The sequence below is a fragment of the Chryseobacterium oryzae genome (assembly GCF_022811665.1).
GTDB classification, from domain to species: Bacteria; Bacteroidota; Bacteroidia; order Flavobacteriales; family Weeksellaceae; genus Chryseobacterium; species Chryseobacterium oryzae.
The window spans coordinates 1,714,142-1,727,695 of record NZ_CP094529.1; the positions used below are offsets into that span (position 1 = coordinate 1,714,142).

The 13,554-nt window shown below is 33.1% G+C and carries 12 protein-coding genes and 1 riboswitch; of the genes, 4 read left to right on the forward strand and 8 right to left on the reverse strand.

Going from position 1 to position 13,554, the window contains the following annotated elements; genetic code table 11:
• The first annotated feature begins 72 nt into the window (after positions 1 to 72).
• Positions 73 to 993 carry a helix-turn-helix transcriptional regulator gene (locus MTP08_RS07845; protein WP_243575494.1) on the forward strand — a complete coding sequence of 307 codons (921 nt, stop codon included), beginning with the start codon at positions 73 to 75 and terminating at the stop codon, positions 991 to 993.
• Positions 990 to 1,544, forward strand: a complete 555-nt coding sequence (locus tag MTP08_RS07850; protein ID WP_243575495.1) for a hypothetical protein — start codon at positions 990 to 992, stop codon at positions 1,542 to 1,544. Before MTP08_RS07845 ends, MTP08_RS07850 begins: the two co-directional genes overlap by 4 nt.
• Before the next feature lie 701 nt (positions 1,545 to 2,245).
• Here MTP08_RS07850 and ccoN read toward each other — a convergent pair.
• From ccoN to MTP08_RS07875, 4 genes are all read right to left on the reverse strand, one after another.
• Entirely contained in the window at positions 2,246 to 4,507 is a 2,262-nt protein-coding gene (gene ccoN, locus MTP08_RS07860) for a cytochrome-c oxidase, cbb3-type subunit I (protein WP_243575497.1), read from the reverse strand.
• 267 nt (positions 4,508 to 4,774) lie between these two features.
• On the reverse strand, positions 4,775 to 5,659 hold the full coding sequence (locus tag MTP08_RS07865) for an AraC family transcriptional regulator (protein ID WP_243575498.1): 885 nt from the start codon (positions 5,657 to 5,659) through the stop codon (positions 4,775 to 4,777).
• A gap of 260 nt (positions 5,660 to 5,919) precedes the next feature.
• Entirely contained in the window at positions 5,920 to 7,044 is a 1,125-nt protein-coding gene (locus MTP08_RS07870) for a T9SS type A sorting domain-containing protein (protein ID WP_243575499.1), read from the reverse strand.
• 7 nt (positions 7,045 to 7,051) lie between these two features.
• A complete protein-coding gene (locus MTP08_RS07875) occupies positions 7,052 to 8,326 on the reverse strand; it encodes a YncE family protein (protein ID WP_243575500.1) in 1,275 nt (424 codons plus the stop codon).
• A gap of 105 nt (positions 8,327 to 8,431) precedes the next feature.
• A riboswitch (cobalamin riboswitch) is annotated at positions 8,432 to 8,614 on the reverse strand.
• Between the two features lie 248 nt (positions 8,615 to 8,862).
• On the opposite strand from MTP08_RS07875, the gene MTP08_RS07880 reads away from it, so the two are divergent.
• A complete protein-coding gene (locus MTP08_RS07880; protein ID WP_209391216.1) occupies positions 8,863 to 9,747 on the forward strand; it encodes a Ppx/GppA phosphatase family protein in 885 nt (294 codons plus the stop codon).
• 137 nt (positions 9,748 to 9,884) lie between these two features.
• On the opposite strand, the gene MTP08_RS07885 is transcribed toward MTP08_RS07880, so the two are convergent.
• Positions 9,885 to 10,496, reverse strand: coding sequence for a DUF4142 domain-containing protein (locus tag MTP08_RS07885; protein WP_243575501.1), 612 nt, complete (start codon positions 10,494 to 10,496; stop codon positions 9,885 to 9,887).
• Between the two features lie 331 nt (positions 10,497 to 10,827).
• On the opposite strand from MTP08_RS07885, the gene MTP08_RS07890 reads away from it, so the two are divergent.
• Complete coding sequence (locus MTP08_RS07890; RefSeq protein WP_243575502.1) at positions 10,828 to 11,235, forward strand: hypothetical protein; 408 nt, start codon at positions 10,828 to 10,830, stop codon at positions 11,233 to 11,235.
• 6 nt (positions 11,236 to 11,241) lie between these two features.
• On the opposite strand, the gene MTP08_RS07895 is transcribed toward MTP08_RS07890, so the two are convergent.
• The 3 genes from MTP08_RS07895 to MTP08_RS07905 all read right to left on the reverse strand — a co-directional run bounded on the left by MTP08_RS07895 (position 11,242) and on the right by MTP08_RS07905 (position 13,399).
• Positions 11,242 to 11,838: a hypothetical protein gene (locus MTP08_RS07895; RefSeq protein WP_243575503.1), complete on the reverse strand. Its 597-nt coding sequence runs from the start codon at positions 11,836 to 11,838 to the stop codon at positions 11,242 to 11,244.
• Between the two features lie 147 nt (positions 11,839 to 11,985).
• Positions 11,986 to 12,603 carry a YciE/YciF ferroxidase family protein gene (locus MTP08_RS07900; RefSeq protein WP_243575504.1) on the reverse strand — a complete coding sequence of 206 codons (618 nt, stop codon included), beginning with the start codon at positions 12,601 to 12,603 and terminating at the stop codon, positions 11,986 to 11,988.
• A gap of 73 nt (positions 12,604 to 12,676) precedes the next feature.
• A complete protein-coding gene (locus tag MTP08_RS07905; protein WP_243575505.1) occupies positions 12,677 to 13,399 on the reverse strand; it encodes a KGG domain-containing protein in 723 nt (240 codons plus the stop codon).
• Positions 13,400 to 13,554 lie beyond the last annotated feature (155 nt).

The window sequence follows — 13,554 nt, forward strand, 5'->3', positions numbered from 1 at the left end:
AGAAAAAAAATTAACAAATGGACATATTTTGTCCATTTGTTGTTTTATGTTTGCAGTATAAAATTTAAAGAAATGGCAAAAAAAGATCAAATGTTACGATTAATGAACGTTGTAACGTATCTAAGAGGGAAACCACAAGGTGCTTCTTTTGAAGATATTTCAAAACATCTAGAAGAAAAAAACTATCAAGATTCCGAAGTTGAATTGGCTTTCAGCGAAAAAACTTTCCAAAGGGATCGTAAAATTATGGAAGAATTGTTGGGGGTTGAAATCAAGTTCAAACGATCTACAATGACTTACCAAATTGTTAGTGATATTGATGATTACTCAGAACAAACTATTTTTGACAATCTTCTTTTGGTAAATGCTTACAAACAGACTGGAAATTATGAGAAGCTTATGTATTTTGAAAAGCGCCAGGCATCCGGATTAGAAAACCTCGAAGGAATCATTTATGCGATAAAAAGTTCCAAAATTATAAGCTTCAATTATACCAAACATTGGGAAGGTATTCCAAGAAAAAAAACTGTACAGCCTTATGCTTTAAAAGAATTTCGCAATCGCTGGTATCTTTTAGCAAACGATCATGACGGGCAGGAATTATTTCTAAAAACACTTGGCTTGGATAGGATTTCCGAACTAGATATTTCTCTTTCAACTTTTAAAAAACAAGAAGTCGACATTGATGCTTTGTTTGTCAACTCGTTTGGGATTATTTCAACAGTTGGAGAAGAGCCGACAACAATCACCATTTCTTTTGAACCTTGGCAAGGTATGTTTGTGAAGTCGCTACCAATCCATCATACTCAAAAAATTCTAAGTGATACTGATAAAGAATTAAAAATTGAATTAACTCTGGTACCAACCTATGATTTCTACCAAGAACTGTTGACTCATGCAGAGCGTATTTTGTCGATAGAACCAAAATCTGTTAGGGAGGGATATGTGAATTTTTTACAAAAAGGGATTGATAATTTAAAGAAAATGAAATGAAACCAAACTTACTCTACATTCACGGTTTAGGTTCCGACAGACATTCAAGAAAATTTATCAATCTAAAAGATTATTTTAAGGATCAGTTTGAATATGATTTCCTGGAATGGAATAATGATTCTGATATAAAAGTTCTAATTGAAGACAAGCATAATCAATATAAAAACAACAATCAGCTAATTATTGTTGGTGATTCTACTGGAGCCAATTTTGCTTATCAACTTCGAGAAATGCGAAATGAGGAGAATGACATTTTGATTTTAACAAGTCCTTTGCTGGATATTGATAAACGTATTGCTAATTTTGATTTTCCTGGTTTTATATTACCACAATTGATGAAAATTCAGCATCCCAAAAATGCTTTAATTATTGCTTCAAAAACAGACGAAATTTTGAATCAAAAATATTTATTTACTAGTGATAAAAATTTTATTTCCGTACATGAAACTACTGAAATTCTTGAAATAAAAGATAACCATAGATTGCTTCATTTTGATAATGTTATACCAGCAATTAGCAACTATATTAAGAGTAAATTAAAAGAGCAGTAATTTCTGTTCTTTTTTTAGTAATTAATAATGTTAAGTATTATATTGTAATGTAGCAGCGTGACCATATTTTTCAAAATATGGTTTGTAAACGATCATTTAAATGTCTAATTCTTGAGCATATTTTTCAGCAATGGTATCAATACCTTTTGCACCATAGTTAATCATTAACATATCGACAACTTACAATACCAATATTCATTTTGTTTAATTTCCAACTAATTAGCAATCTTGTCGAACTATGGCGGTTTAATTCACATGAAAAAAATTAAAAGCTAGAATAGATAATATCAAATTTGCTTTATGAAAAGCATAAACTACATATTTTCAAATATTTTAATTTTCAAAAAAGTAAAGTAATGAACAATAATTAACAAGCAAAAACCGCTGTAAACGTAATGTTTACAGCGGTTTTTTGATATATCTACTATTTTTTTTATAAAAAGTGCTACTCTAATGAAGAGATAATAGTGAGTGAATAGTAATTTTAAAAGAGTAGCACAATTATTAATCTTCTTCTTTATCCAGAGGTAAATTAGAAACTTCTACATAGTAATTTTTCGACTTACTGAATACCAATATCAGTAATATAAGAAAAAACAACATAAATAGTATAAGAGCGACTGTTTGATATAAACCCGTATTTTCAGCATTTGCTAAAAAGTCTTTAAAATTTGAAGGAATCATATTATAACTTCTTATTATTAGTTGTTGCTTACAGTTTTAATTTCTGTGGTTTTAATATCTGTTCCCAATCTTTGAAGGTAGGAAATTAATGCTATAATTTCTTTTTTCTCAAGTTCTCCCTTCGGTCTTTTAGAGTAAACATCTTTTAAATCGCTCGCTTCAGAAAATATTTCTTTTACAATGGTAGCAGCCTGATGATTTGCCCAGCTTTCAGCAGTGTCAACCTGCGATTTTGTATAAGGAACATCATATACATTTTTCATAAAAACGATTTTATCCACCATTTTACTTTTATCCAAATCTGTACTGATGAGCCATGGATATCTCGGCATAATAGAACCTGCAGATGTAGATCTCGGATTATACATGTGTTTATAATGCCACGAACTAGGATTCTTCCCTCCTTCCCTATGCAAATCTGGTCCTGTTCTTTTAGAACCCCATAAAAACGGTCTGTCATAAACAAACTCTCCGGCTTTGGAATATTCACCATTTTTACCATTAAATCTAACAATTTCATCCCTAAATGGTCTAATCATCTGAGAATGACACGCATTACATCCTTCTCGAATATAAATATCTCTACCTTCCAACTCTAAGGGAGAATATGGTTTTACCGCTGAAATAGTAGGTGCAGATTCCTTTAGAGATAATGTAGGGATAATTTCGACTGCACTTCCTATAGAGAGTACAAAAAATGATAAAATGCTCAACATGTATGGCGTTCTCTCAATCCAAAGGTGAGTACCTTCTCCTTCTTTTCTTTTCGGTGAAATTACAGCTAATGCAGGTGCTTCTGCTGGAACAGTTTTTTGGAATGAACCTTTTCTTATCGTAGCAATAACATTTACAACCATAAGAATTGATCCTGAAATATAAAATGCACCACCTATAAACCTCATCTTAAAATAAGGAATAATAGCTGTTACAGTATCCAGCCAGTTCTTCCACATCAAGGTTCCGTCTGGATTAAACTGTTTCCACATCAACCCCTGAGTAAATCCGGAAATGTACATTGGTACCGCATAAAAAATAACTCCCATTGTCCCTAACCAAAAATGCCAGTTTGCCATTTTCACAGACCAAATTTTTGTTCTCCACATAATGGGAACCAAATAATAAATCATCCCAAAAGCAATAAAGCCATTCCATCCTAAAGCTCCTAAATGTACGTGCCCAATTACCCAATCGGTATAATGTCCAATTTTATTTATATTTTTTGTTGCCAAAAGCGGGCCTTCAAAAGTTACCATTCCATAGCAGGTAACCGCAACCACAAAAAATTTCAAAATAGGGTTTTCTCTTACTTTATCCCAAGCTCCTCTTAATGTAAGCAGACCATTTAGCATTCCACCCCAAGATGGTGCAATAAGCATAATCGAGAAACCTGTACCAACCGCCTGTGCCCAAGCCGGTAATGCTGTATATTGTAAATGATGCGGACCCGCCCATATATAGACAAAAATTAATGACCAGAAGTGAATAATCGATAGTTTATAGGAAAAAACAGGTCTTTCTGCCGCTTTTGGTAAAAAATAGTACATTAAACCTAAGATTGGGGTTGTTAAAACAAAAGCTACCGCATTATGTCCGTACCACCATTGTACTAATGCATCTTTTACGCCTGCATACATAGAATAAGACTTCCAAGAATCAAAAGAAAGAGGTATTTCTAAATTATTGAGAATATGAAGCATTGCAAGTCCGATCCAGGTTCCTATATAAAACCAAATAGCAACATAGAGATGCCTTACTCTTCTTCTTGCAATCGTCATAAACATATTGATTCCGAAAATAACCCATGAAAAGGTAATTAATATATCAATAGGCCATTCATGTTCTGCATATTCTTTGGAAGTATTAATTCCCATAAAGAATGTGATGAACGTTGCAACAATCATAATCTGCCATGTCCAGAAATGAATCCAAGAAAGTGTAGGACTCGCCATTGGTGTTTTTAAAAGCCTCGGCAAAGAGTAATAAACACCGGTGTAAACACTGTTACATACAAATGCAAAAATTACAGTATTGGTGTGCAGCATTCTTATTCTTCCAAAACCAAAAGCACCATGCGTATCTATTAAAGTCTGAATTCCTCCCGCTCTTAAACTATGAATGGTTGCATCATCGGTTCCAAATAAAAACTCGGGCAATTCCGGATAAAAAAGCATTAATGCTGCCGTAATCCCAAATGTAAACCCAATGAGACCAAATACTATTGTCGCATAAAGAAATGCTTTAACAATATTATTGTCATAACTAAATTTTTCTAACTCCATATCACTTTTATTTTTTCTTTTTTTGCTTACTAAAAATCATAATCCAATTATATCTAATACAGATAATCGATGAGGATTATAAATTCAAGAAAGAGAGCTTATAAATAATTTTCAAATTTATAAAGAGCATATCCTTTAAACATGGTACTAATTATGGAAAATATTGCTAAATAAGCAGATTGTAATTGTTGAAAATGAAAGATTTTAATGCATCAATATGGTTAGAAATTGCCATCAATATCAATGAATCGGTGGATGATAAAGTCTTCAGGAGTAGTATTGTTTCCTGAAAGTATCCGGCGTGTAACCCGTATATTTTTTGAAGAATTTTATAAAATAGGAAGTATCAAAAAAACTCAGTTCCATAGCTATATTGGCAACAGACAAATCGTAATTTACAAGCATTCTTTTAGCTTCCAACAAAATACGATTTCTAATAATTTCGCCCGCAGACCTATTCAGATTATCTTTGCATACAAAATTGAGATGGTTGGAAGTTACATACAGCAACGACGCATAATCTTTGGGAAGTCTTAGTTCTTTAAAATTATCTTCAATAAGATTAAAAAACTGTTTAAGAAATACCGAACTTCGGTTTCCGTTGCTTAAAATTGTGGCTTTTACTGGCAATTCTCTGCTAACCAGTATAAATAAACGAAGCATTTCTGCAGCAATCATCATCATGGTATACTCATCGCTTTTAGCCATTTCTTTCAAAATAATTTCAAAAATTTCTACAATTCTTGGTCGAATATTCTCGCTCAGCTTCAGCATTTGGAGATCCGAAAAAACATTGAAAAAAGTAAACTGATCAATAACAGATGAACTTAAAAATATCTGGTCAAAAAAAATATCCAAAAAATTGATAACATAGCCTTCCACCTCATCTTCTTCGAACTTCCAATGGTGAACCTGTCCCGGAATCATAAAATAAATACAACCTTCTTCAATTGCATAATTTGTAAAATCTATCTTGTGAACCCCTTTTCCTTTTGTGAAGTAAACGAGATGATAAAAAGAATGCTTATGAATATTTTTAATAGGAGGATTGTTAATTAAATATCCTTCAAACTTATCTGCATTAAAAAGGTCTTTAGACAGTTTATTACTTACCAGATTACAAATACTGAATGTTGGGTATTTTTTTTCCATGAATTAAAAGATTAATTCCATGGTATTTAAGAAATCTTCAAAAGGAACTAATATCTACGCAAAATTAGAATTTTACTAACCTAAATTATGGTAAAAATCAAAGTAAGAATAGTATAATTTAAGTTTTTTCACCACTTAAGTATTAACATTCCTTACTTTTTTATTCAATTGAAAAAATCTCACAAAAAACTTAATAAGAACAAAAAAGGTGTGCTTAAATGGCACACCTTAATATTTAGACAACAATTGCTTAAGCAAATTTATCTTTTAATTATTTTTTTAGAAATAACAGATTTATCAGTTTGAATTTCAACTACATAAACACCAGAAGGAAGATTCTGTATATTTATTTTATTGTTAGTGGCAGTTAAAACTTGCTGCCCTGTTACAGAATATAAAGCAACCTTTTCAATCTTATCCGTTGTATCAATCATAATAAAATCGCTTGCCGGATTTGGAAAAATCCTGAAACTTTCTTTAGCAATATCTTTTATACTTAAATTAACGTTTGCTTCAGTAGGTATAAAAGGTCTTCTAGATCCGAAACCCAAACCAAACCAATCATTGTTATTAAGCACTACAGACGAAAGATTAGCACTCGTTTTCCAGTTAGACAGATTTGTACCTTTATAAAGTTTCCAAGAAGAATTTCCGGAAGAAGTACCCGAAAAAGAATTTAAAGATGCCGAAGAAATCTGATTGGATGCTGCGGTAAAACTAAAAGTATTGGTATATGAAGCAATCATTTGCAAAGCCTGTTCTCCCGTAATAGTACCGTTATACTGAATGCCAAAAACAAAGGAATTTGCATTTCCGTTGGAATTATTGGTTCCGAAATCAACAACAACCAAGCTTCTGTGAGATCCAGCACCAATCCAATTTGTGATTTGGGATGCATTATACCACTGAGAACCATAAGCTGCGATAGGCAACACCGGCGCTTCAGCAGTCGGATTACTAAAGCCGTAACTTGCACCGTACCATGTACCGTCCTCAATAATTCCGCTGTTCATCCATCCATTCATTCCAAATGCAGAAGGATCTGTTGCAGTCCATAAGCTCCACCAATCGGGTGAAGATTGTTGCGAATGACTGTTAAAACTTACTTTATCCAGAAAACCGTTATTAAATGTAAGATTATAATCAAAAGCTGGTTCTGCAGCTTTTATCATTTGCAGCATTTGTGGAGGAGTAATATTTTGTCCGGGATTAAACCTTACTCCCCAAACATACGATCTGTCGTCGGTTCCATCCTTAAAATCTGCAACAAAATAAGCCGTTTGTGAGCCTGTTCCAGCAAAAAACTTCACATCATTTGCCGTGAACTGAGCTACACAAAAAGCATATAAAAACGTAGAGAATAATACGCTGAAAAACTTTCGCATTCTTTAATTACTTAACGATTAATTTTTCTGAGAAATGAGAATCTTTATCTGTAATTTTTACCACATACACTCCTTGCAATAAAGAACTGATATCTATTCCGTTTTCATTGTACATTCTTTCAAGAACCATTCTTCCATTAGCATCGTATACTTGAACTTTTGCTTGCTGAAGTCCTTTCACAAAGAATTTCTGGCTTGCCGGGTTTGGATAAATGCTTACCCTGGATGTTTTCTTATTTTCCTCTGTAGAGAGTGAAGCACTGCTGTATGCAATAATCTGGTTTGGCAAATAGGTTGTTGTAAAAGTATTGAGCAAATTACCTTGTAAATCGTAAGAATATACTTTTCCCGCAGCAATATATCCTTTAGGATCGGCAGCATAGATTTTATTATTTACAACATTAAATCCATATGCGGTTCCGTATGAATTAACTGCTATTGGAGTAACCGCAATAGCATTTGTATTGAATGATGGGTTTGCAATAGGCGTTTTATAAATGGAAGCCTCATTCATATAATAAATGTTAGTACCATCTGTATCCATATAAGTTGGTTTGGTACCCACAGGAAATGTAAATGTTGAAACCGTTGCCTGAGCAGCAGTATCATATACTGTAAATGTCCCAAAAGAGTTTGCTGTATAAGGGTTTCCTGAACTCATGATGTACAACAAATCATTTTTTTCGAAAATACTATGCGGAGAATCGCCTACATTTACCTGAGACTCAACTGCATTTGTATTAAGATTAACAACATCCATAAAATGATTAAGACTAAATCCGCCTTTCAGCAAAACATACAGTTTATTATTTTTACTGAAGATTTTTTCTGCTCCGGCACCTACGGAAATACTGCTTTCGTAAGCATAATTATTCAGATTATACACTGCAACATAATCATCCGTTAAACTGCTTGTTCCCCAATTGGTTACATACAATTTGTTTCCACTGAATGCAATATATCTGGGATTATTTAAATTAGTTGTGATGGTTGTAACTAAAGAAAAATCAGATTTATTAATAACCTTAATGGTATTGGAAATATTTAAAACCACAAAAATTTTATCTCCAAAAATTTTAATGTCCTGAGCAGTATCTCCCAGCGTTGCATTGTTATTTTTTAGCTTAAAATAATTGTTGGTGATGACCGACTGGTTGTCGATAAACGAAATTTCAGCATTAGAACTTCCCGCTCCGCCTTCATTAAGGACAAGAACTCCTTCGGTTTGTGCATTGGTCCACGAAAAGACGAATGCCAGAATAAGAAAATAGAATTTCTTCATGATATAATTGTATTAAAGTTTTACTCCCGAAACTTCGCTTTAGGGCACAAAACGCTCATGAAAAATTCTTTGCAGAAATTCTTTTCATACGCTTTTATTCCCGAAAGCTGAAATTAATCTAAGGCAGGTCTCCTGGCTTGCATATTATTATAACCTTCCCAAACTAGAGGTTCAGTGGTGTATTTATAATAATTTATATAGCTTACAGTTGCGGGTACAGCTCAAGATTTTTATACTTGATTCCCTATTAATGAACGCATCGGTTCAACCTTAAACTTTTACAAAGATATTATTTTTAATTTTTGATGTTTTTTAATACATCAGCATGGTTTTGAAGCTTATAGAATTAATTTCCAAAATATTTTATTGTTTAAAAAGCAAAATAAACATCATAAAATAGAATTTAACACAAATTTCATTATTTATAATCAGTCTTTTTCAATATTGAATATTTAAAACTTTCTTCACAATAAACTTTCATCATTTGTAGTATATTTGTATAAAATTTAAGTTCCCAACAAAATTCTTTTTCAGATATGATCATTGCAGCGATAGACATAGGAAGTAATGCAGCCAGACTATTAATAAATGAAGTAAAAATTCAGAATGGTAAGCCAGAATTTATTAAACTGAATCTTCTCAGAATTCCTTTAAGATTGGGGATGGATGTTTTCACTATCGGAAAAATTGGTGAAGAAAGAGAAAAAATGGTTATCGATTCTATGAAAATCTTCAGCGATCTGATGAAAGTCTACAAAGTTGAACATTACAGAGCTTGTGCTACAAGTGCAATGCGCGATGCAGATAACGGAAAAGAAATCATTGAACAGGTGAAACAGACTTCAGAAATCAGTATTGAAATTATTTCAGGAGACGAAGAAGCGACTTTAATTTACGAAAATCATGTTGCAGAAGGTTTAGACAAAGATTTCGCCTATCTTTATGTAGATGTTGGCGGTGGTTCTACCGAGCTTACCTTCTATGAAAACAATAAAATGATCTACGAAAAATCTTTCAATATAGGAACCATAAGATTGCTGAACAATTTAGTTACAGAAAACAATTGGAAAGAAATGAAAGAGGAGATTAAGAAAAATATTGTAAGTAAAAAACCGATTGTAGCGATTGGATCCGGCGGAAACATCAACAAAGTTTTCTCTATGAGTAAAACAAAAGACGGAAAACCCATTTCTTCGGCGCATCTTAAAAAGGTTTACAAAGAATTTAATGATCTTACCGTTGAAGAAAGAATGACGAAATACGGCTTTAGACAAGACAGAGCCGATGTTTTGGTTCCTGCACTGAAAATCTATAACAACATTATGAACTGGTCTGAAATTACCAAAATTTTTGTTCCTAAAATCTCTGTTGCAGATGGATTAATTCATCATATTTACAACCAGGTAAAAGCAACTAAATAATTCTTTTAATCGAGAAGTATTCTATCATTAATTAACAAAAAATTAAAATACTACAAAGTATAACTTAATAATTCAAAATTATAAAAAATCCGTTTTTCATTACTGAAAAACGGATTTTTACTGACTAAAATTTCAAGCTATTTCATTGATGAATCAACTTTTTGGGCTTCTTTTAAATGTTTTTCCAAAGTAGGAACTGTATTGGATGCGAAAGTCTTTAAAGAAGTATCTTTTCCTTCTGAAGACTGTTTTTTAAATGCATCAATATCCTTTTTATGATCGGAAACCATCATTTTGGCATAAGCTTTATCAAATTCTGCTCCCTTTTTCATTTTTAATTCATCGAACATTGCCTGCTGTTCGGTAGTCATTGCTGCAGGAAGGCTATAATTGTTTGCCGAAGCCCATTTCTTCAGCTCTTCTCCAGCCATTGTATGATCTTTTACAATCATAGCAGCCAAAGATTTCACAGCGGCACTCGAAGCATTGGTTTCCGCAAGTTTTCCGGTCATTACTTCCATCATACTTCCTGTTGATGCTGCATCTGCAAACATTTTGTCCTGAGAACTGAGCATTGTATTGTCTGTTCCCATATTGTCCGCAGTGGTTGCAGAATCGTTAAGAGTTGTAGGAGAATCTGATGTAGACATCGTTAAAGAATCTGAATTACTGCCGGCAATAGTAGTTTCTTTTTTGTTGCACGACACGATTGTAGCTACAGCTAACACTGTAAGAATTGAATTTTTCATAATGTTTGATTTGGTTTGTATATTTTGAATATGTCTTTTCAGTAACAATTACACTGCCAATTTATATTTTTTGAATAAATAAATAATTATAATTTTAAAATTCTTATCAATAAATCAATTTAATTAAATAAAGCAAATAATAATACAACTAAAATCTAAGTTTCGACAATTTTGTAGAATTACTTTTTTATCCATCACTCTTTTGGTCTTATTATTGAAACACTATTTATCATATTTCTAAAGTTTGGATAATTAAATATTCTTTTCACCACCAACAGTGGTTATTCAGATAGAGACAAAAATTTAAATAAAATTCACTAAAATAAAAGATATGTTAAAAAAATTAATCGCAGGATTAGGTGGAGCTATTGCCCTCAATTTACTGCACGAAACGATCAGAAAAAACTTTAATGATGTTCCGCACATTAATGAACTTGGAGAAGAAGCCCTCCAAAAAGTTGCCGAAGCAAATGATATTCAACTTTCGGATCCCGACACCATCTATGCCGCCACTTTGACAGGAGATATTGTAAGCAATGCAATGTATTATGCCGGTACTGCGACCAACCACGAATTTATAAGCGGTGTTGCAGCGGGTGTTGGAGCTATTTTACTTCCTGAAAAGTTAGGATTAGACAGCACTCCGGTAGCAGAAAATACCAAGAAAAAAATTATGACTATTGGATATTACACTTTCGGAGCGATTGTTACAAAACTGATTTACAATAAAATAAAATAATAAAAACTAAAATTTCACCAGTCCGTCTGTAAGACACTTCCATTGAATTTTAGAAAAACCAATCATCCCACCAATAGCGATGATGAGGTTTCTAACAGAATCTATAATACCCGATTTAAAATTCGGGTATTCATTCCTACCATGAATAGACGCTTTCAAAATATTTTTCTTTTTAGAAACAATAAAAGTGGATGTTGCACAATGAGAATAAAAATGGGCAATTTTCCCTCTTTTTTTACCGCCAGGATCGGGTGATGGCCTGCATTGCATCATTATAGCATTTTCTTCTTTATCAATCATGGTAATCTTTACCCAATCGAAACTTCTTCCCTCTTTTCCTCCCGGACCGGTAACATCTATTCTGATATAATCACCAATCTCCGGAAAACGCTCTATTTTATTTCCAAAAGAATCGAAAAGTTGAAAATCTGTAGTGCTTTCAGGGCAATATTTTCGCCAATTATTAATACTTAAAAGCCGTTGCTTTAAAATATTAAACTGAAAATCTGTATCTTCCAAATGATGAATTTCTTTAAGACTCTCCGTATCGTGAAAACTTCCTTTAAAATGTTTAGGAACTCCCGCAATATTTTTAGGCTTCATAATGATCAGTTTTTTTTATTAGCAAATACAATCTGAAATGATTCAATATTTAATAGAAAACCTAATTTCATTCATATTTTGTTAGAATTATTTATCGAGACAAAAACAGCCATACCGCAATAAGTATGGCTAAAGAAATTGGTAATTTTAATCTTCTTGTTCAGCTTCAAAATTAATGTGTGTTTCTGCAATTTCGGTAAGATTATAATCTGTATCTTCTTCTTCCTGAAGAGTTTTATCTAAAAGATCTGCAGCTTTATCGTGCCCCATCGTAATAGCCAACTGAACCAAACCACCATAAGTGGCAATTTCGTAATGCTCTACTTTCTGCGCTGCAATAATAAGAGCAACATCTCTTGTCATACTGCCGGTTTCAGTAGATTTTATAACCTCCTCCCCTTCTTTAATGATCCCTTCAATTGCATCACATTTTTTCTTTTCCGGCTTTTCATCAATTAACCTGAATACTTTTTCTAACCTGCTTAGGTGTTTTTTTGTTTGTAATTGATGATCTTCAAATGCATCCTTAAGTTCTTCAGTAGTTGCTGCTTCCTGCATTTTGTCCAAAGCGGAAACAATAGCATCTTCTGCATAATAAATATCTTTAAGAGCATCCACGAAGAATTTATGAAGTGGAGCATTTTTCATCTCTTCTTTCTTAACTGTTGCATTATCTACTTTCATTGTAGAATTTTCTGAAGTTTTCTGGGTAGAATCTGATGCTGAAGAATTTTGATCTGATGTATTACTTGTTTTTGTAGCCATTGTATATAATATTTAAGATGATTGTTTAAAAAGCTGTCTCTTTCTCCACAAAAGAGACAGCCTGAATATAGAATTATGAATTTCTTCTTCCCCCAAAACCTGATCTTCCAGATCTTGAATTGGAGCCGGAATTACTTCCTCCTCCATGAGAAGCCTGTCCTCCCATACGTGCAATTCGTGTACGTTCAGATTTACTCATTGATGCAAATCCCTGTTTTCCCGAACCAGAGTTGGAACTTCTTCCTGAACTGTTAGAATTTCCAGATCTTCCCGAATTAGATGAGTTTCCACTGCTAGAACCACCTCTTCCTGAACTTGAGTTGCTTCCACGAGAATTACTTCCATAGTTATTGCTGCGTGATCTGCCCGAACCTGAGTTTGAGCTCCTTCCAGAACTATTAGATCTACCTGAATTCCCGCTGTTTGACCTACCGCTTCCGGATCTCGAACTTCCGCTACGGGAACCGCTTCCAGAGGTAAATCTTCCCTGACTATCTCTGTTAGAATTTCTATTCCCTACAGAATTAGACCTTCCGCCTTGTCTATCATCATCGTCATAATCATCATCATCATAGTCATAATCATCATCGTCGTAATCCTCATCATCATAGTCATCATCATAACTGTTTTCATAATCATCCTCGTAATCTGAGAAATCATCATCATAATCTTCGTCTTGCGATGCATCGGTAAAACCATGATCGTAACCTAATTGATACACTTCTTCAAGCGTGGATCTGTCATTCTGCGAAGATCTGTTTCCTGAATTTCTTCTGTTTGAATTTCTGTTGTTCATAACTGATTTTTTAAATTAATATTAAGTGATTACAAAAAATCCTAGACTAGTATTCGGATTTCTTGTATGTGCGTAATGAGTAGCCTTGAATTTTATGCAATTCATGGATTATAAATAAAGAGAGAGAGTTACTTCGATGTAATTATCAAAGTATT